Source organism: Williamsia deligens (genome assembly GCF_024171765.1).
GTDB lineage: Bacteria > Actinomycetota > Actinomycetes > Mycobacteriales > Mycobacteriaceae > Williamsia_A > Williamsia_A deligens.
This window is the reverse complement of record NZ_JAMTCI010000003.1, coordinates 49,904-69,546: the sequence shown is the minus strand read 5'-3', so window position 1 is coordinate 69,546 and position 19,643 is coordinate 49,904. Positions and strand designations below refer to the sequence as shown.

Below are 19,643 nucleotides of genomic sequence, written 5' to 3'. Positions count from 1 at the left end.
GGCCGGGATGTCCGGATCGGATCGGTCAGCTGCGCAGGCGCCGGTAGATCGAGGTGGCCAGCGGGCTTCGCGCGAGGATCTCGCGGGGGGTCCGGCTGACGTCGGCGACGAGGACCACCGGTGATCCGCCGAAGGTCGAGCGACGGAAGTGGTACAGCGTCCGTTTGTCGTAGTGCTCGGCGATCGCGGCGGAATACCGTTCGCAGAACTCCGACTCGGCGAAGAACACCTTGTTGTACCCGATCGCGAACGGACGCAACGCATCCGGACGCTCCAGGTAGCGCAGGGTGCCGGTCACGACCTCCGGCCAGGCGAAGTTGAACACGTCGTCGGCGATGACGATGCCGCCCTTGGAGAGCGTCTCCTCGGCCAGGATCATGTCGGACAGGACGACGTTCTCCGTGTGACCGCCGTCCACGCTGAACAGCCGGACGTCGCCGTCGACCATGGCGCGGAGTTGTTCGGCGGTCACCAGTGTGGAGTCGCCGGAATGGACCGCGACACGCCCGGGCTCGGTGAACCGCGAGACGTTCGCCTCGAAACGGGCCCGGTCCCCGCGCCCCGACTTGTCGACGTTGAGGTCCTGGTCCTCGAACAGGTCGATCGCGGCCGACTTCTCGTCGTCGCGGAGCAGGAGGTCGAGCCCGATCAGGAGCTGACCGTGGTGGACACCGATCTCGGCCGCCCCACCGCGGACACCGAGCGAGCGCTGACGGGCGTCGAGCACCTTCGTCAGTTCGAAGACCTCGGGTTGGACCCAGCCCCGCACCCGGCGCCGACCACGGCGTGCATAGACATCGAACTCCGTGCGCATGGACGCGACACTAACAGCGGGGCCCGGGCGGTGCAGAGGTGGAGCGGTGGCCCTGATCACCCTCGGCGTCACCGGCCGGGCGAGGGGCAGGTCGACGTCGCGGGCGTCCCCGCGAATCGTCGGGCGAGCCACTCGAGTGCCTGCTCGGTCGGGACGTCACCATGTCCCCGGTCGGGATCGAGTCGGTAGGTGACACTGCCACCGAGAGCGCACTGACGTGCCAGCGCCGCCGTCGTCCACCGCGGGTCGACGAACGTGTCCCGCCCGCCGTATTCGACGTACAGCGGGGTGGTCGACGGCCCCTGCGGCAACGCCCACGAGTCGAGCACCCGCCGCACGGTGTCGGCGGCCGCGGTCGTCCGGGGCGCGAGGTCCGCAACGCTCAGGTCGGCGACCGCCGCGTCCCGTCGATCGAGCAGCGGACCGGCGCAGGCGGACAACACATCCCAGTCGCGCGCGGCGTCCCCGCGACGGAAGTCGTCGCGGTCGACGTCGGGGTGTGTCCGGGCCAGCGACTCCACGACGGCCTGGAACGTGGGCCCCTGGTCCGGGGTCAGTGTTCGCGCCTGCGCCTTGTCGACGAGACCGGAGACGTCGGCCGCGGGCGAGATCGCGACAGCGCCGACGAGCGTCAGGTCGGGGGCTCGCCGGGTACCGAGTTCGGCCACCGCCCACGACGCGCCGCCACCCTGGGAACCGCCATAGGCCCCCCACCGGGTCGAGATGTCGGGGAACGTCGCACGCAGGGCCCGGACGGCGTCCACGGTGTTCAGCCCCGCCGTGCGCGCGTCGAGGTACTGGTGCACGCCGGGCGCACCGAGTCCCTGGTAGTCGGGCATCGCGACGGCGTACCCCAGCCGGATGAACGCATCGAGGACGCCGACCTGGCCTTTGAGCGTGTCCGAGTACGAGGGTGCGCAGGGCTCGTCGATCCCGGCCGTCGCGTGGGCGAACGCGATGACGGGCCACCCACCCGGCGGCGCCGTGCGCCGGGGGCTGAACACAGCGGCCGAGACCACGGTCGGCGCCGAGGTGTCCCCGGACCCCGAGCGGTAGAGCACGCGCGCCGACCGCATGGACGACCCCACGAGCGACCGCGCGAACCCCGGCATCGGCTCGGCGGACACCAGCGAACCCGGTGCGCTGCCACCGATCTGCGCCCCCGGAACGGAGGCGGCGGTGGGCGCACGCGTCTCGCTGCGCCTCGAGACGGTGAGCACCACGACCGCCACGGCGACGGCCACGACCACCGCGACGAGGACCACGACGAGGAGCCGACCGCACGGAGCGCGAGAGGTCACTGCTGGTCCGGGGCCGAAGCGCCGGGGATCTGGGCGGTGGGTGGCGGCACGCTGCGGCCGCATGTGTTCAGCGGGGGTGTGCCCCGCAGTCGGGCCTGGATCCAGGCCACCGCGAACGTGCCGTCGATGTCGTCGTGGCCCGCTTCGGGGAGCAGGTAGCTCTCCACGGTGTCCCCGCGTCGACACGCGTCACCGATGGCGTCACCGGTCCACTGCGGGTCCACCAGCTGATCTTTCGCGCCGTACACGACCAGCATGGGAGCACCCGCACGCTGCGTCGGCAGCCGCATCCGGGCGAAGTCGTCGCGCAGGGCGGTGGTGGCCGCGGGGGACGACGGGCGCAGGTCGTCGGGCGTCAGCTGCCGCACCACCGACGCCCGCTGTGCCGCCAGATCGCCCTGGCAGGCGGTCAGGACATCCCACCGACGCTGGGCTGTCCCGTGCCGGTAGTCGTCGAGGTCGAGGTCCGGGTGCATCTTGGCCTGCGCCCACAGGATCCACGGGTAGATCCCCTGCTGCTGCTGCGTCAGGGTGCCCGCCGCCGCCTTGGTGGCCATGTCGCTGATGTCGGTGACCGGCGCGAGGCTCACCGAGCCGAGGAGGTCGAGACCGGCTCCATAGTTCCCGGACAACTCGTTGGCCGCCCACGCCGCCTGGCCGCCCTGGGACGAGCCGATCGCGATCCACCGGTCCGAGGTACCGGACACGAGCTGCCTCGCGGCGCGCACGCCGTCGATCATGTTGTGCCCGACGGTCGCCGCGTCGAGATACGGGTGATACGTGTCGTCGAGACCGAGGCCCTGGTAGTCGGGCATGACCACCACGTAGCCGTCCTTGACGAGGATGCCGATCGCGTCGGCGGCGCCCAGCAGGGACGGCGACAGCGATGGTGCGCACTCGTGCTGCACCCCCGTGGTTCCGTGCCCGTAGGCGATCACGGGCCACCCACCCTGCGGTGCCGGTCCGATCGGGGAGAACACGGTCCCCGACACGACGACCGACGACCCGTCGACGCCCGAGGTCGACTGATAGGTGATGCGCGCGGCGGTCGACGTGAGGCGGGTGACCCGACGGTCCACGGTCGGCAGGGTCTCCGCCGACCGCAGCGAGCCAGGACCCGACCCGGAGAAGTCGCCCGCGATGGGCACCCCGGAGGTCGTCGACGGCGCCGACCGGGGGGTGTCGTCACCACAGGCGACCAGACCACCGACGGCGGCGATCGTGACGAGGACCGCGGCGATCGACCGCCGCAGTCGGGTCTGCGCGATCACGCGCCGGTTCCCACGGTGCGCGACCGGACGTCGGCGACGACGGCATCGACCTGACGCCGGTGCATCACGCGGTCGTTCAGGAGCCCCAGTGCGAGGACACCGACGGTCCCCCACACGAGACCGACCGCGGCAGCGAGCCCCATGTCGCGCACCAGGGAGGGGTGGACCGCGACCGCGGGGTCGGCGGTGCCGACCGGCGTGAGGAACGCCTGGGGACCGAGGTCGTCGTTGTTCTCCAACTGGCGCGAGACGGCGACCATCGCCCCCGCGAGCGCGGTGACGCGTCGTTCCGCGTCGGCGCGGTCGTCGGCTGCGACCGCCACCGTGAGGAGCGCCGAGTCCAGTCGTTGGGTCACGGTGACATGGCCGGCGAGGTCCGGCGCCGTTCCACCGAGGACCTCGTTCGCCTTCGCAGCCACCTCGGGCGAGGTCGCGAGGTCCGCGTAGGTCGGGATACGCGACCGCCCTCCACGGTCGTTCTCGAACGCGGCTCTCGGGTTGCTGGGACCGTCGACCACGGCGAAGAGGTCGAACGAGGCCGAGTACGTCGTCGTGTGCGTCGCCCAGACCACCAGTCCCGCCCCCGCCGAGAGGATCGTCGCGGCGAGGATCAGCGCCCAACCGCGCACCGCGATGCGGACGTAGTCGACGACGCCCGGAACGGGGTGGGGTGGTCTCACGTCCGCGCGGGACAGGAGTTGTCGGCCGCCTGCCCGGCGATGCGGTCCTTCAGCCAGGGCAGTCCGCGGGAACTCTCCAGGTCGCCGTGGCCCTCGCCCATCCGCTTGTCGATCTCGATCGTCCCGCCGATCCGACATGCCTGGTCGACGGCCTTCTCGGTCCACTGCCAGTTCACCAGTTCGTCCTTGGTGCCGAACATGACGAGCATCGGGGACGTGACCGGGTTCTTGGGCACCGCGAGTTGCTCCAGCAACGCGCGCAGACGATCGGTGTCGGCCGGGGTGTCCGGCTTGAGATCGGCGTTCGTCACGGTCTCCCGCGCCTTGAGGACGTCCGGCAGCGGCGCGGTGCAGTCGAGGAGGAGATCCCACTTCTGCGCGAGCGACGGAGAGCGGTACCGGTTGATGTCGAGCGTCGGGTTCGTCCACGACAGCGACTGCAGGGCGAAGATCATCGCGACCCGCTGGTCGGCGGTCAGCGTCCCGTTCTGCGCGGCGTCGGCCATGCCGGACATGTCGGCGGGCGGGGCCATCGCCAGGGTGCCCTTGAGTGTCAGGCCCCCGCCGTAGGTCGCGTCACGGTCGGCCGCGCCCCAGGCTGCGAGGCCACCGAGCGAGTGCCCGAAGGCGACCCAGGTGGTGCTCACGGCCGAGGGGTCGAGATTGTGGGCGGCGCGGACCGAGTCGATCATGTTGTTGCCGTAGGTCGCCCCGTCGAGGAACGGGTGGCGGTACCCGCGGACACCGAGTCCCTGGAAATCCGGGAGTGTCACCGCGAAGCCGCTCTGGACCATGCTGGCCATCATCGAGCCGTTGCCGACGAGGGTGCTGAAGTCGGAGGGTGCGCACTTGTCGAGCACACCCGTGGTCCCGTGACCGAAGGCCATGACCGGCCAGCCGCCCTTCGGCGGGGTGCCCGGCGGGATCGCCACGACGCCGGACACCTCGGTCGGCGATCCGTCCCGCGCGTCCGTCGACCGGTAGACGACGCGCTCGACACGGGCCTCCACGTCCTCGAGCTCGGCGTTGCCGTCCAGCGGCCGGACGGAGACGAGCGAGCCGCGCGCGGTGCCGCCGACCGCCGGCGGTGACACCGAGGGTGTCCCGGCGAACGGCGGGGCGAAACTCGTCGCCTGGGGGGTGTCACCCGGCGGGGGCGCCGGCGTACCCGTCGCGCACGCGGACACAACCGCCATCGCGGCCACCACGAGAGAGATGGCCGCGGTGCGGCGGGATGTCCGGCGAGTGGGCATGCGAGTCATCGACCTTCGGTCATGGGATCGTCGTCGGGGTCGTTCGCACGGCGGTGGTGTGCCCCCCGGTGATCGTCCCCGTCCTGGTTCGACGCCGACCCCGGATCGGATCGGTGCTGCGACTGATCGTCGGCTGCCCCGCGATCGTCACCGCTGCCGCCGCGGGTCTGCCCGGCGCCGGTCACGACCGCACCGAGGAACTGCGCGTGGGCTGTCGCGATCGACTCCAGACCGCGCCGCAGCGCCGTGCTGCGGGTGTGCCCGAGGCGGGCCAGGACGAGCGCGCCGTCGCCGAGAGCCGCCGCGACGGCGCCGTCGGTGTTGTCGGCGAGAGGTGGGGTGTCGACGACGACGTGGTCGTAGCGGACCGAGAGGTCGGCGAAGACCTGCTGGGCGCGGTCACCGCCCCACAGCTGACCGCGCGAGGCCGGGACCGGCCCAGCGGGCAGCAGCGAGAACGACCGACCGCCGACGCGGTTGATCACCGCGTCGTCGAGGGTGTCGTCGCCGAGCAGCACCGTGCTCAGTCCCGACACCGGCTGCGACCGACCGCCCGGACCGCCGACGATCAGGCGGTCGGCGAGCGTCGGCGAGACGAGGTCACCGTCGACGAGCAGGACACGACGACCCGATTCCGCGAGCACCGCGGCGAGGTCGACGGCAAGGGTGGAACGACCGTCACCGTGCGCCGGGCTCGTCACCGCGATCACGACGGGACGCGTGCCGTCCGCGCTGCGGGCGAACCGCAGGTTTGTCGCCAGCTGACGGGTGCGTTCGACCAGTTCACCCCCGGCGGCGGGGTCGACGACCGCGACACCGGGACGATGCGCGTCCGCCGGGATCTCCCCCAGCACGAGCGAGCCCGCGATCTCCTCCACGCGCTCACGGCGCCGGACCCGGGTGTCCACGAGCGCCAGCACGATGACGGCGATGACGCCCAGGGCCAGACCCGCGACGGCGCCGAGCCCGATCCGGGTCACCAGCGACGGCCCCGAGGCCGACGACGGGTAGTCGGCGTCGTCGACGAGGATCGCACCGGCGGCGGGCGTGCCTCCGCGGCGTGACGTCTCGAGCTCGCTGACGAGCTGCACCAGCTGGTCGGCGACGGCGTTGGCGTAGGTCTGTGCCGCGACGGGATCGGAGTCGGACGCGGTCACGTCGAGCAGGACGGTGTTGAGCACCGGCGCGGCGGTGATCTTCGCGCGCAGGTCGTCGGCGGACATCGACGACTTCAGCTGCTCCACCGCGCGGGCGGCCACCTGGCGACTCGTGGCGAGCCCCGCGTAGGACTTGACCCGTTCCTGCGAGAAGAGGTTGTTCTGGTACGCGTCGCCGACGGAGGTGCCGCTCTGCGTGGTGACGAAGAGCTGCGCCGTGGACGCGTACTTCGCCGGCGCCACCAACGACCACACGTAGCCCCCGGCGGCGCCGATGACGGCGACCACGACGATGAGCCACCAGAACCGCCGGAAGGCCCGCAAGTAATCCCCGATCGCCAAGGGGCGACTCCGTTCGTGTGTGGGTTGCCGATCCTTCATCGTTGTGTGCGGTCGGCAACGACCGTCGTGACGGTGCCACCCTAGCCGGGGGTGGACGGGGACACACTCCCGACGAGGCCGGAGTGTGACGACCCCGACTGGCGGCCCACCGTTCATGCGCACAGCCGGGCACCCGGCCGCGCACTCCCCGGTGCACGGTCGCCAGGCGGGTGTCACCATGTACCCGTGACAGACGGTGTCCGCTCGCGATCCGCGACCTGGGGTGTGGTGGCGGTCCTCGTCGTCAGCCCGCTCGCCGCGGCCGCCGCGGTCCTGGGCGGCAAGCTGGCCCTCGTCGGGGTCGTCGGACTCATCGGCCTGGTGGTCGGCGCCTATGTCGGTCTGCGACACCCACTCTGGCTGTACTACGGACTCGCGATCACCGTCGGTTTCCTGCCGTTCGGTGTCGTCCCCCTCGCTCCGCTACCGCTGTATCTGGTCTTCGCCGGCTCCGTCGTCCTGGCCGCGGCACTCCACCCGAGTGCCGGGTCACGGTGGCACCCGATCGAGAAGGCCGTGATGGCGTTGGTCGCGGTCTCCGCAGTCTCGGTGGTGTTCACGGCCCTGTCCGTCTCCGACTACGTCGACTACGTGAAGTGGACGATCGTGACCTTCGCCGTCATCGGCCTGTTGCGGTTGTCGACCGAGAACATGCGTCGCGTCGGCGTCGTGTTCGTGGTCGCCGCCGCGTTCAACGCGCTGGTCGGCATCGCCATCTTCGCGGTTCCCGGATTACCGATCCGAAAACTGTTCAGCCCGTTCGGCTACGGGATCGTCGACGCCTCGACGCGCTACGTGTACAACTCGCAGGGCGTGGAGCAGTCGGCGCGGCTCGGCGGGATGTGGGTGGAACCCAACGCCGCCGGGATCGGACTGCTCACCGCCCTGTGCGTCTGCCTCGTCGTCATCGAGGGATGGCGTCGGTGGGCGATCGCGGCGCTGCTGGTGTTCGCCCTCGTCCTCACCCTGAGCCGCGGCGTCATCGTCAGCGTGGTCCTCGGTGTCCTGCTGGTGATGCTGTTCCACCGCATGCGGCGTCGACTCCGTTCCGCCGTCGCCGCCCTGGGCGTGCTGGTCCTGATCGTCGGCGCGGCGACACCACAGGTCCGCAACCGTCTCCTGCAGTCCTTCGTCGGCGAGGACGTCAGTTCGTCCTCACGTCAGGACGCGCTGAGCAACTTCCCGCACCAGTTGGCGGGCCACTGGTTCTTCGGGCTCGGGTGGGCGCGACCGGAGTTCAAGGACGGCGCCCTGGCCTTCCAGGTGAACTACGTCGCGAACGCGCCCCTGCTCACCGTCTACCGGGGAGGCGTATTCGCCGGGCTGGCGTTCGTCGCGGTCCTGATCGTGGGAGCCGTCGTCGGCTGGCGGCTGATCACCGGTCGGTCGCTGGCCCGCGCGCTCGTCGGCGGCATCTTCATCGGGTTCTGCGTCATCGGACTGCAGCTGGACCACCCGGTGGTCGCGACCCTGCCGGTGACCGTCACGTTCTCGGTGCTGCTCGCGTTCCTCGCCCATGCGGATCGTCTGCGACGCGCCTCCGATCCCCCAGACCGCTCGGTCAGCGGGACGCGGCCATGGCTTGCTCCAGCAACGCCCCGACCGCTGCATGCGGACGCCGTTCCCGCCACCGGCGGGCGTTGACCTCGTAGAGCGCCCGACCGTCGGCGGCCGCCGACGCGGGGTCGAGCAGGAGGCGCCGCGCCGCGGCGACCACCGCGTCGTCGTCGTCGCAGGTCTGCAGCCCGAACACCTCGTCGAGTGATCCGACGGCCGCCCGGGTGCCGACGACGGGCAGACCGATGCGCGCGGCGTCGAGGAACTTCACCCGGACCCCACCGCCGGTGCTGATGGGCGCGACCATCCCCCGACAGCCCGCGAGGAACCCGTGCAGGTCGTCGACGAAGCCGAGGTCGCGCACACCGTCCGGGAGGTCGAGCGGCGCCGCCGACGCGCTGCGGCCGCCCACGACGCACAGTTCGGCATCCGCGATGCCCGCGGCGATCCTGGGCCAGAGGGCCACCGCGCGCTCGTAGGCCTCCTGGTTCGGGGGCCAGTCCCGTGTGCCGAGGAACACCAGGCGTGGTGGCGTCGCGGCCACGTCGACCTGATCGCCGGGCGGCAGTGTGAGGTCGAGCCATCGCGCGGTCTCGACCCCGCGGTCGCGGTACTCGCGGGCCTCGTCGGCGTCGAAGGTCGCCACCGCGCCGGCCGCACGGGCGACGCGGAGTTCGTCCCGGACCAGCCGTGGGGCCTCCACCCGCCCCAGCAACCCGCGGGTGGCCCGCCAGACCAACGACTCCGACACGTGGGTGTTCACGGCGAGACGGTCGCGGCCGGCCCGTCGGGTGTTCAGGAACGCCTCGGCCATGTAGCTGTGTTCGGCGAGGTACACGTCGGCGTCGAGTCCTTCGATGGCCGAACGCAGTTCGGGACTGTCGAAGCGGACGTGGACCAGGCTGCGACGACCGAGCAGTGCGCGCGCGGCGAGACGTGCCGGCGCGATCGCGGGTTTGCGCACCCGGTGCAGGACGAGCCCGCCGGGGACGAGATCGGTCTCGAGCACCCCGGACTCCTCGGACAGACAGATCGCGGTGACCGAGAACGCATCGGCGGCCAACGTCATGAGCAGCCGCGTGAGTTCGACGTCGCCGCCGCGTTCGAGGACGGGATCCTTCGACAGCAACAGCGCAACGGTCGGCCGGTCGCTCATCGCAGCGGCCTCCGGTAGATGGCCCAGCCGTAGATGCCCAGCAGGATCGCGTCGGCGCCGACCGAGGCGATGCTCGCACCGACCGCACCGATGGGTGCGAGCGCGGCCACCGCGCCGAGTTTCACCGGCACGAGTCCGAGGTTCGCGGCCAGCCGCATGATGTCGCGACGTTGCGCGTAGAGGATCACCTGGAGGATCGAGATCATCGTCCGCATCCCGGTGAACAGGGAGATGATGAGCATGGCGACGGCGAGCTCGGTCGGCGCGGGTGAGATCAGCAGTGCCACAGCGAACAACGCCACCGCCGCGGTGGATGCACCGCCGATGATCAGCGTCAGTCTCGGGGGCGGCCCGGACGACAGTCGCCCACCCGACAGGCGCAATGGCTCGTGGTACGTCATCCCGAACGACTGCCCCACCGCGGCGAGTGCCGCGGCGACGGTCCAGCACAGGGTGTAGTAACCGGCGGTGGTGCTGTTCGTCAGGAAGCCGAGCAGGAGGACATCCCCCTGCAGGTACAGCGCGGTCCCGAGCATCTCGCCGACGAGCGCGGCGGTGAGCCGCGGTGGGCCCGGAAGCGACGGACGGTGCCCGCGCGCCTCGATCGCCGCGAGCACGAGGATGACGTAGTAGGGCGCCACATAGAGGGCGCTGGCCCCGAGCAGCGTCGGATGGTCCGTGCCGAACAGGTAGATGCACGCCAGCCCGACGCTGACGACCTGCCGGATGCTGTCGAGCCGCCACACACGGTCGGCCTTGCCGTCGCGGGCGAACCGGCTCGAGTACGACTTGTAGGCGATCTCGCCGCCGGCGACGGTCAACCCGAACCAGGCGATGTAGCTGACGCCGACCACCGCGGTGCCCGAGGCGACGAGCGTGAGCCCCATGAGGAAGCGGCTGACCCGTTCGGTGACGAACCGTTCCTCGCTCTCGCGCATCGAGCGGACGACGTACGGGTTGTCCAGCGGCGGGCCGATGACCGCCGCGAGCGCGAAGGCCATGCCGTACTTGCCGTAGTCGGCGACGCCGAGCTGCGACAGCAGCACGACGGTCCACAGCATCCCGACACCACGACCGCCGTACAGCCAGAGCACGGCGACGGCAGTGGTCATGAGGTTGCTCTTGGACGCCGACGCCGACGCCGTCGTCGTGGCGAGCGGCTCCTCGCTCACCGGCCGGACTCCAGCAGGCGCGTCCAGGTGTCGCGGAACGTCCGCGCCACCGCCTCGTGGGACGCCTCGCGCCGGACCCGCTGCACCTGTTCGCCCGCGGTGCGTAGGCGGTCGGGGTCGTCGACGAGCGCGGTCACCGCAGCGGCGACCACGGTCGCGAGCTGTTCGGGTTCCTCGGGTGCGTCGCGCAGGACGGTCACTCCGTCGCCGTCGCCGTGGTCGGCGAGGGCTCCGTGGTCGGTGCACACCACCGGGGTCCCGTACGCGACAGCCCGTGCCATGACGCCCGACGCCGGGTACCCCATCCCGTACGGGGAGCGACGCCCGTACGGCATGACCAGCACGCGGATCGACGCGAAGAACGCATCCTCGTCGGCGCCGTCCACGCCGCCGACGATGTCCACCCCGTCGATCGGCGGCAGCGACTCGGTCCCGCGGCCCGCCACCCGGATGGCGATGTCGGGGTCGAGGAGCCGGCGCAGGTGTTCGAGCTGTTCGAACCCCTTGCCCCGGTAGACGAGTCCGAAGAACCCGACGGCACGCGGACGATCCTGCGGCGGCGCGATGTCCGGACGCCGCGCAACGACGTGCGGTACCTCCACCACGTCGACGTCCGGGTACAGCGGGCCGATCGACCGCGCGCCGCTGCGGGTCAGGACGAAGAGCGTCTGCGCCCGCAGGTGTCGCCGCTGGACGCGGTGGGACACGGGACGCAGCGGGAAGTGCACGGCGTGGTTGAGCATGCGGTGATGGGTGAGGAACCGGGTGCGTGCCGGCCACCAGATGGGATGCGGCGGGTCGTGGACCGTGGCGGTGACGGGCACGTGCCGGGGCAGGCCCGCCGTCCCCCAGAACCCCGCCACCGCACCACCACTGAGTTCGGTGTGGACCACGACCGGCCCGGGGGCCTCCTCGACCGACCGTGCGACCTCGGTTCGCAGGCGACGGAGGTCGGCGACGGTGTCCTCGCCGGGCATACCGGTCCGGTGTTCCACGACCTCCCCGACGAACGGGGCGACGGCGTCGATGACGTCCTGCGAGTAGTCACCCACGCCGCCCACACCGACGCGCGGGGCGACGACCACCAGGCGCGCCCGCTGCAGCGGCTCGGACATCAGTAGAACAGTGGGCGATAACGTCCCGAGTACTGCAGCGCGTCGGGGTTGCGGGTGGTGAACGGCTTCGCGGGGTTGCCGCCCACGACCTCGAGTTCACCGACGTCCTTGTTCACCATGGCCTGCGCGGCGACCACTCCCCCGCGACCGACGCGGCACGGCAGCAGCAGCGCGCGGGTCCCGATCCAGGCGTAGTCCTCGATGATCATGGGTTTCGGCATCGGGAGGAAGTCGGGGCTGTTGATGTCGTGACCGCCGCCGAGCAGGTGCACGTCGCTGGCGATCACGACGTTGTCTCCGATGAGGATGCCGGCCCGGGCGTCGAGGACGCAGCGGAAGCTGACGTTGCTGTTCTCGCCGATGGTCAGGTACGGCAGGTCGAACACCGTCGTCCCCCGCAGCACGGTCGACCCCTTGCCGATCTTGGCCCCGAACGCACGCAGCCAGCCGACCCGGATGGTGTGGCTCGGGATGTAGGTGACGATCAGGTTGTACCCGACGAGGCCGATGCGGTTGTAGAGCTTCTGCAGCAGCGAGATGTCCTGCATCTTGTACTTCTTGACCGTCTCACCGTCGACCACGGTCTCGGTCATCCGCGGTGGCGGCGGGACCCTCAGCGCGCGGGTGTACTTGTCGTCGACTGGGCTGCTCACGCCTACCTGTGCTCCTGTTCGTACTCCCGGGGCGGGGATCGGTGGATCGGGGGACAGCACACCACGCCGCGGTGCGTCAGGCGGCGGGCGGGTCGAGGCGGTCGACGATGTCGTGCAGCTGCGCGGCGAAGTGCGCGTCGCCGAAGCGGGACACGTGGTCGACGATCTTCTCGGGATCCCACGTCATGCTCTCGAAGCGGGCGACGGCGGCGCGGATGGCCGCGGGTTCCGGCTCGTCGAAGTACACCGCCGTCACGTCCTCCACCGCGGTGTCGAGGAAGCCCCCGAACCGCAGCAGGATGGACGGCTTGCCGTGTGCTGCGCCCTCCAACGGGGTGAGGCCGTAGTCCTCGTAGCTCGCCGCCATGACCGCGGTGCAGTGGCGGTAGAGCCAGCCGATCTGGCGGTCGGTCAGGTCGGAGACCATCGTGACGTTGTCCGGCTTGGTGGCCAGCAGTCGGTCGCGCTCCGGACCGCGACCGACGACGACCAGGTGGCGGTCGGTGCCGCGGAAGGAGTCGATGACGGCGTCGACGTTCTTGTAGGCGAGCAGACGCGAGACGCAGAGGTAGAACCCGCCGCCGGCGGAGACGACACCCTCCACCTCGGGTACGGGCTCGAACTCGTCGGGGAGATCGAGCGCCACCGGGGCCGGCAGCACCGGAGCGGTGATCCCGTAGGCCGACTCGATGCGATCGCGCACGACGTTCGAGTTGGCGAGGTAGCGCTCGCAGGCCAGGGCGGCCCTGCGGTCCCACCGCCGCAGCCCCGACGACATCAGGACGAGCGCGACCTTCTTCATCCAGCTCGCCGACTCACCGAGGTAGGACTGCTCCTGGTAGAGCCAGCGTGCGGGCGAGTGGCAGTAGACGACCTTCTGGCCGGTGGTCGGGAAGGCGTGCGCCCACCCGCTCGAGCTGACGATCACGATGTCGGCGTCCGGCCGAACCCAGGAGCAGGCGAACGGCAAGAGGGGCAGCGCGGCCCGGTGGTTGCGGCGCAGGAAGCCGAGCCGGTTCATCGGCGACACACGGATGTCCATGTCCGAGAACTCCGGGTAGGTGTTCTCGGGGTCGAAGAGGGTCGTGTAGATGACGGCGTCCGGGAACGCCCGCGCCATCGACAGCACCACCTTCTCCGCGCCGCCGCGTTGTGTCAGGTAGTCGTGGGCGATCGCGATCCGCGGCCGCGGCAGCGCGGTGCGCTGCTCCGACTGCGCCTGCGTGACAGTCATGTCCTGGCTCCCCGTATGGCCTCAAGGTCGAGCAAACTGGGCGGTCCCACGACGCCGCTCGTGGTCGGTCCACGCGTTCGGGTTCATTGTCACGCGAATGGACCACACTGCATGTCTCTAACTGCGTTCCGTGATCATTATCACCAGGTGTAACGAAACATCCGAACGAACGATGCCCGACCCCGGTGTGAGCACGATGATGACATCTTCACACCGCTAACGACGATCCGCCGACCGAACGCGCGGTTTGGAGCTGAACGCGGCGAACGGATACAGTCTCGTATCGGTTCGTGGTGAGACATCACCACCGATCGGTCGACCTTCCCCCATAGCTCAATTGGCAGAGCTTCCGACTGTTAATCGGACGGTTACTGGTTCGAGTCCAGTTGGGGGAGCCACGTACCGGGGGCGGTAGCTCAGTCGGTCAGAGCCGCGGACTCATAATCCGTAGGTCGCGGGTTCGAGCCCCGCCCGCCCCACTCCCGCCAGGTCGGGCAGGATGGCCCACAGGGAGCACAGCCCGCGACGATTTGGGAGAACCGCACACGATGGTCCGACTGTTGGCATTTCTCGGGGTCGGTTACGTGCTCGGCGCGAAGGCGGGCCGCCGCCGCTACGACCAGATCGCCGGGGCATACGAGGCCGTGTCCGGCTCCCCCGCCACCCGCAAGGTCATCGACGTCGGTCGGCAGAAGCTGTCGCAGGCGATCAGTCCGACCGCGCCGCTCACCGAGGTCCACCAGATCGACGACACCACCACGGTCTACGCGCCGCGCGACCCGCGCGACTGACCCCGCGGGTCCCGCCTACGCGCTCTGCGACGGCGGGTCCATCGCCTGCTCGAGCAGGCTCCGTCGGTACGCCTCGAGCGCGACGAGGTCCCCGAAGACCGAGTTGTAGCCGTCCGGGTCATCGCCCGGGGACATCCTGCGCAGCCGGGACTTGATGTCGGCGATCTGCTCGCCCACCCAGATCTCCTGCAACCGCGCCAACACACTCCCGACGTACCGCGGGATCGCATGCTCGTCGACCGGCATCGGCTCGACCGCCAGCTCGGTGACGAGCGAGGACAACATGGGCCCGGCGGCGGTCGACTCGTCGGTGCCCACCGGTGCGGCGGACTCCGCGGCCCGGCCCACGGCGTCCACCCATTCGGCGCCACCCATGCCGGAGCCCGTCCCGCCGACGCGGTCGATGGCGGCACGCACCAACGCGTAGGCCGGCTCCGGGAAACACTCCGGCGGCAGCGAGTCGAAGACCGTGCCGGCGATGGACGGGTACTGCAGTGCACCCTTGAGCGCCTCCCGTTGCGGCCACAGCCGGGGGTCGGCCGGGGACGGTCGCGCGGCACCGGCGACACCCCCTGTCGGACTCGCGCCGCGGACGCCACCCCGGTCGCGGACCTGGGCGCGGGCCGACGCACCGGTGGTCGCGCGCGCGGTGCCACCCGCCTGCTCACGGACCCGGCGGAGCACCTGCCCGACGTCGTCCCAACCGACCCATCCCGCGAGCTGCCGGGCGTACTCGTCGCGCAGGGCCACGTCCTTGATCCGCGACACGACGGGCACGGTGTCCCGCAGCGCGTGGACGCGGCCCTCGGCGGTGTCGAGGTCGTGGCGCGCGAGGACGGCCTTGATCGCGAACTGGAACATGGGTATCCGTCGGGCGACGAGATCGCGGACCGCTGCGTCACCCTGCTGCTGGCGCAGCTCACACGGATCCATGCCGTCGGGGGCGATGGCCACGAAGGTCTGCCCGGCGATGCTCTGTTCGCCCTCGAACGCCTTCAGTGCGGCGGCCTGACCGGCGTCGTCGCCGTCGAAGGTGTAGATGACCTCGCCACGGAAGTACGAGTCGTCCATGAGCAGGCGTCGCAGGAGGGCGAGGTGGTCGTCGCCGAACGCCGTCCCGCAGGCGGCGACCGCGGTGGTGACCCCGGACAGGTGCATCGCCATGACGTCGGTGTAGCCCTCGACGATCACGACCTGGTGTCCCTTGGCGATGTTCTTCTTCGCATGGTCGAGACCGAACAGCACCTGCGACTTCTTGTAGAGCATCGTCTCGGGCGTGTTCATGTACTTGCCCATGGTGTCGTCGTCGAACAGCTTGCGGGCGCCGAAGCCGATGATGTCGCCGGCGAGGTTGCGGATCGGCCAGAGCAGGCGTCGCCGGAAGCGGTCGCGCGGACCGCGCTGACCCTGCTGCGACAGCCCTGCGGCCTCCAGTTCGGCGAACTCGAATCCCTGCGACAGCAGGGTCTTCGTCATCGCGTCCCAGGCGAGCGGAGCGAACCCGCACCCGAAGGTGGTGGCCGCGGCGCCGTCGAAGTCGCGCTCGCGCAGATAGTCCCGGGCGGGCTTGGCGTCCGGCGTCAGCAGTTGCTCGGCGTAGAACTTCTGCGCCGCCGCGTTCGCCGCCACGAGGCGCGCGCGCGTCCCCCGGTCACGGGCGACGCTGGTGCCGCCGCCCTCGTAGGAGATGCGGTACCCGATGCGGTCGGCGAGCTGCTCGACGGCCTCGACGAAGGTGATGTGCTCCTGCTTCTGCAGGAAGCTGTAGACGTCGCCGCCCTCCCCGCACCCGAAGCAGTGGAAGTGCCCGTGGTTGGGACGGACGTGGAACGACGGGGACTTCTCGTCGTGGAAGGGGCAGAGACCCTTGAGGCTGTCGGCGCCGGCGCGCCGCAGCGCCACGTAGTCGCCGACGATGTCCTCGATCGCGGTGCGCTCACGGATCTCCGTGATGTCGCGATCAGGGATTCGGCCGGGCACCCGACGAGTGTATTCGCTGGAGCGACCTCCGCGGCCCGCCCGTGCCGGTCGGCGCCGCTCAGGGGACCGGCGTCGGGACCACGGGCGCGGCGAGTTCGCGCGATCCGGGGTGACCTGCGACGACACCGCACACGGCCAGCGGCACCATCACCGCCGCGAGGGCGATCAGCGGCACCGACCACCCGTCGGTGAGCGAGTGGAGCACGCCCATCACGATCGGTCCGGTGGCCGCGAGCAGGTAGCCGACGGTCTGGGCGAACGCCGACAGCGCCGTCGCCTCCGCGGCCGAGGCGGTGCGCAGGTTCATCAGCACGAGGGCGAGCGACAGCGCCCCGCCCTGCCCGAGTCCGATCAGCACGGCGCACGGCCACGCACCCCAGGTCCCCGTGGCCAACACCCCGAGGATCCCCGCTGCGGCGAGGGCGACCACGACGACGGCGAGCACCCGCTGGGAGCGCATCCGCGTCGCGAGGACCGGCACGCCCAGCGCGGTGACGATGCTGCTCACGCTCAGCACCGCGAAGATCAGCCCGGCCTTGTCGGCGCTGACACCGCGGTCGCGGTAGATCGTGGGGAGCCACGCCACCGTCGCGTAGGCCAGCAGCGACTGGATGCCCATGAAACCGGTGATCGCCCACCGCATCCGGGCGCCGATGCCCGCCGTGGGGACCACCGGTGGCATCACCGGACCCTCGGTCGCCGCGCGTGCCTGTCGGCGCAGCCCGCGCGCCCGACCGGCGGTGAGGACGGCCATGGCGGCCGCGGCGAGGACCGCGGGGACGGCCCACACCCCCAGACCGACGCGCCAGCTGTCGCCGACGGCCCGCGTCAGGGGCGGGGTGATGCCCGATGCGATGCCCGCGCTGACACAGATCAGTGAGGTGAGCAGTCCGGTCATGACCCCGATGCGGTGCGGGAACAGCAGCCGGACGATGACCGGACCGAGCACGTTCGCGACCGCGATCCCGAGACCGCCGAGCAGTGTGCCGAGCACGAGGACCGGCCAACCCGGGATGACGCGGAGTCCCGTGCCGACGGCGAGGACGGCCATGGCGACCGTCGCCACCGACAGCACCGAGAACCGGCGAGCCAGTCGCGGGGCGACGCTCGCGCCGAGTCCGAGGCACACCACGGGGCCCGTCGTCAGGAGTGCGACCTCGACGGAGTCCAGGTGGTAGCCGTCGCGGATCTCGTCGATGAGCGACGACGCGCTGCCGAACATCAGACGCAGGCTCACACCGAACGTGATGACGGCGGCCACCGCGACCGCACCCGCACGCCACACTACGTCCGGGGTGGGGGTGGACGAGGTCCGGTCCTCGACCACCCGGGCCGCCGGCGCGTCAGCCAAGATGCGCCTGCGCCCCGGAGTTCTGCCGGTCGGTGCGCTCGAGGCGGCCCTCGGTCATCGACGCGATCTGGTCGACGACGACCCGCAGGCGCGCGGCGTCGTCGACGGCGTCCTCCCACGCCGGGACCAGGAGCGGGTCCAGACCACCGGGTGCGGCGTGGACGAGCCAGTCGGCGACACGGTGGATCCGGTCTCGTTGGCGTTCCTGGTGTGCGCGGTGCCGGGCGTCGGAGAAGATGAACTGCAGGGCGATGGTCTTCAGGACGGCCACCTCGGCGGCGACCAGCGGCGGCACCGACAGGCTCGCCCGGCGACGGTCCACCGGGGCACCGTCCCACTCCCGGCGGGTGCCCGCGACGGCAGCGGAGGCGAACCGGCCGACCAGCTCACTGGTCAGACGTTTCAGGGCCACCGAGCCCCGCAGCGTCCCGTCGTAGCCGACCGCGTCGGCGACGACGTCGAGGGCCGCGAGCCGCACCGCGGCCTCGTCGAGCGACGCGGCGTCGAGACCGGAGAACTCGCGGACACCGATCTCCGCCAGCGCGGCCCGGTCGGAGGGATCGGCCAGCGTCCGCAGGTCGATGCGACCGGCGATGACCCCGTCCTCGACGTCGTGGACGGAGTAGGCGACGTCGTCGGACCAGTCCATCACCTGCGCCTCGAGGCACCGGGCACGACCGTCGACTCCGTCGCGAACCCACTCCAGGATGTCGGCGTCGTCGGCGTACGCACCGAACTTCCCGCCGTCGGGGGGACGCGTCCACGGGTACTTGAGTGTCGCGTCGAGCGATGCCCGGGTCAGGTTCAGTCCGGCGCTCTCCCCCGTCGGCGCGAGCACCTTGGGTTCCAGACGCGACAGGATGCGGAGGTTCTGGGCGTTGCCCTCGAACCCACCGACGTCCCGGGCGACCTCGTCGAGCGCCCGCTCCCCGTTGTGCCCGTAGGGCGGGTGCCCGATGTCGTGCGCGAGGCCGGCCAGTTCCACCAGATCCGGGTCACAGCCGACGCCGGAGGCGATGCCCCGGCCGATCTGCCCCACCTCGAGGGAATGGGTCAGGCGGGTGCGCGGGGTGTCGCCCTCGCGAGGTCCCACCACCTGCGTCTTGTCGGCGAGGCGACGCAGCGCGGCACAGTGCAGGACCCGGGCGCGGTCGCGCGAGAAGTCTCCGCGGTCGTCGCTGTGGGTGCCGGCGAGGATCGATGACTTCGGCGCCTCGTCGACCCTGCGCGCACGGGCGTGCTCGTCGTACTCGACGGGACGCACCGGGCGCGGGGAGGCGGGATTCAGTCGGTCACCCATCCGCGTGCCACGGCGAAGTCGATGACACGGCGGCGGATCGCGATGATCTGCGAGGCGGTCAGCGTGCCGGACGCGTCGAGCAGGAGTTCGGTGAGCTCGTCGCTCAGACCGGCGGCGTCGACGGGGCCGTCTCCGGCGCGGGGCGTCCGCGCCGGGCGACGCTGATCGCGGTCACGACTGTCGTTCCGGTGGGCGGGGCGCTCACGGTGGTCGTCGCGGCGGTCGTCCCGACGATCGTCGCGGCGGTCGCGTCCGCCCTGCGCTGCGGGCGCCGAACCGGTGATCGAGACGTTGACCGCCTTGGACCCGCGGTCGGTCTCCTCCACGTCGAAGGACACCCGCGCACCCGGCTTGAGCGCCGACTCGTCGAGGTCGAGGTCGTTGATGTGCACGAACACATCCGCACCGCCCGACTCCGGCGCCAGGAAACCGAACCCACGGTTCGGGTCGTAATGCACCACAGTGCCCGTCACGGGC

The 19,643-nt window shown here is 71.1% G+C and carries 17 protein-coding genes and 2 tRNA genes; 4 read left to right on the top strand and 15 right to left on the bottom strand.

All coding sequences use genetic code 11. The features are described 5' to 3' along the window. Positions 1–25: 25 nt before the first annotated feature. From LX14_RS17555 to LX14_RS17530, 6 genes are all read right to left on the bottom strand, one after another. Positions 26–814 (bottom strand): class I SAM-dependent methyltransferase, encoded by a 789-nt coding sequence (locus LX14_RS17555; protein ID WP_253648667.1) that lies wholly within the window; start codon positions 812–814, stop codon positions 26–28. Positions 815–882: 68 nt separating this feature from the next. Next, positions 883–2,115 (bottom strand): lipase family protein, encoded by a 1,233-nt coding sequence (locus LX14_RS17550; RefSeq protein WP_253648666.1) that lies wholly within the window; start codon positions 2,113–2,115, stop codon positions 883–885. After that, the gene (locus LX14_RS17545; RefSeq protein ID WP_253648665.1) at positions 2,112–3,386 is read right to left on the bottom strand and encodes a lipase family protein; all 1,275 of its coding nucleotides are present in this window, start codon (positions 3,384–3,386) and stop codon (positions 2,112–2,114) included. Before LX14_RS17545 ends, LX14_RS17550 begins: the two co-directional genes overlap by 4 nt. Continuing rightward, positions 3,383–4,066: a YveK family protein gene (locus tag LX14_RS17540; protein WP_253648664.1), complete on the bottom strand. Its 684-nt coding sequence runs from the start codon at positions 4,064–4,066 to the stop codon at positions 3,383–3,385. Before LX14_RS17540 ends, LX14_RS17545 begins: the two co-directional genes overlap by 4 nt. Continuing rightward, positions 4,063–5,319 (bottom strand): alpha/beta hydrolase family protein, encoded by a 1,257-nt coding sequence (locus tag LX14_RS17535; protein WP_253648663.1) that lies wholly within the window; start codon positions 5,317–5,319, stop codon positions 4,063–4,065. Before LX14_RS17535 ends, LX14_RS17540 begins: the two co-directional genes overlap by 4 nt. Before the next feature lie 5 nt (positions 5,320–5,324). Beyond that, on the bottom strand, positions 5,325–6,818 hold the full coding sequence (locus LX14_RS17530) for a tyrosine-protein kinase domain-containing protein (RefSeq protein ID WP_253648662.1): 1,494 nt from the start codon (positions 6,816–6,818) through the stop codon (positions 5,325–5,327). 225 nt (positions 6,819–7,043) lie between these two features. Between LX14_RS17530 and LX14_RS21010 the strand changes: the two genes are divergently transcribed. After that, the gene (locus tag LX14_RS21010; RefSeq protein ID WP_253648661.1) at positions 7,044–8,501 is read left to right on the top strand and encodes an O-antigen ligase family protein; all 1,458 of its coding nucleotides are present in this window, start codon (positions 7,044–7,046) and stop codon (positions 8,499–8,501) included. Here the strand turns inward: LX14_RS21010 and LX14_RS17520 are convergent. The 5 genes from LX14_RS17520 to LX14_RS17500 form a co-directional block, all read right to left on the bottom strand. Next, positions 8,419–9,570: a glycosyltransferase gene (locus LX14_RS17520; RefSeq protein WP_253648660.1), complete on the bottom strand. Its 1,152-nt coding sequence runs from the start codon at positions 9,568–9,570 to the stop codon at positions 8,419–8,421. The genes LX14_RS21010 and LX14_RS17520 overlap by 83 nt on opposite strands. Then, positions 9,567–10,742: a lipopolysaccharide biosynthesis protein gene (locus LX14_RS17515; RefSeq protein WP_253648659.1), complete on the bottom strand. Its 1,176-nt coding sequence runs from the start codon at positions 10,740–10,742 to the stop codon at positions 9,567–9,569. Before LX14_RS17515 ends, LX14_RS17520 begins: the two co-directional genes overlap by 4 nt. Then, the gene (locus tag LX14_RS17510) at positions 10,739–11,857 is read right to left on the bottom strand and encodes a glycosyltransferase (protein WP_253648658.1); all 1,119 of its coding nucleotides are present in this window, start codon (positions 11,855–11,857) and stop codon (positions 10,739–10,741) included. Before LX14_RS17510 ends, LX14_RS17515 begins: the two co-directional genes overlap by 4 nt. Then, on the bottom strand, positions 11,857–12,510 hold the full coding sequence (locus LX14_RS17505) for an acyltransferase (protein WP_253648657.1): 654 nt from the start codon (positions 12,508–12,510) through the stop codon (positions 11,857–11,859). The genes LX14_RS17510 and LX14_RS17505 overlap by 1 nt, the downstream gene beginning before the upstream one ends. 76 nt (positions 12,511–12,586) lie before the next feature. After that, the gene (locus LX14_RS17500; RefSeq protein WP_253648656.1) at positions 12,587–13,744 is read right to left on the bottom strand and encodes a glycosyltransferase; all 1,158 of its coding nucleotides are present in this window, start codon (positions 13,742–13,744) and stop codon (positions 12,587–12,589) included. 322 nt (positions 13,745–14,066) lie between these two features. Between LX14_RS17500 and LX14_RS17495 the strand changes: the two genes are divergently transcribed. The 3 genes from LX14_RS17495 (at position 14,067) to LX14_RS17485 (ending at position 14,535) form a co-directional block, all read left to right on the top strand. Continuing rightward, a tRNA-Asn gene (locus tag LX14_RS17495) sits at positions 14,067–14,142 on the top strand. A gap of 7 nt (positions 14,143–14,149) precedes the next feature. Then, positions 14,150–14,223 (top strand) — tRNA-Ile (locus tag LX14_RS17490). A 69-nt stretch (positions 14,224–14,292) separates the two neighbouring features. Beyond that, positions 14,293–14,535, top strand: coding sequence for a hypothetical protein (locus LX14_RS17485; protein ID WP_253648655.1), 243 nt, complete (start codon positions 14,293–14,295; stop codon positions 14,533–14,535). 15 nt (positions 14,536–14,550) lie between these two features. Here LX14_RS17485 and dnaG read toward each other — a convergent pair whose 3' ends face one another. From dnaG to LX14_RS17465, 4 genes are read right to left on the bottom strand one after another with little or no spacing between them, the layout of a single operon-like run. Then, entirely contained in the window at positions 14,551–16,515 is a 1,965-nt protein-coding gene (gene dnaG, locus LX14_RS17480) for a DNA primase (RefSeq protein WP_253648654.1), read from the bottom strand. 58 nt (positions 16,516–16,573) lie between these two features. Then, positions 16,574–17,866, bottom strand: a complete 1,293-nt coding sequence (locus LX14_RS17475) for an MFS transporter (protein ID WP_253648653.1) — start codon at positions 17,864–17,866, stop codon at positions 16,574–16,576. Beyond that, complete coding sequence (locus tag LX14_RS17470; protein WP_253648652.1) at positions 17,859–19,166, bottom strand: deoxyguanosinetriphosphate triphosphohydrolase; 1,308 nt, start codon at positions 19,164–19,166, stop codon at positions 17,859–17,861. Before LX14_RS17470 ends, LX14_RS17475 begins: the two co-directional genes overlap by 8 nt. Next, entirely contained in the window at positions 19,151–19,639 is a 489-nt protein-coding gene (locus tag LX14_RS17465) for a cold-shock protein (RefSeq protein WP_253648651.1), read from the bottom strand. The genes LX14_RS17470 and LX14_RS17465 overlap by 16 nt, the downstream gene beginning before the upstream one ends. Between the last annotated feature and the right edge of the window lie 4 nt (positions 19,640–19,643).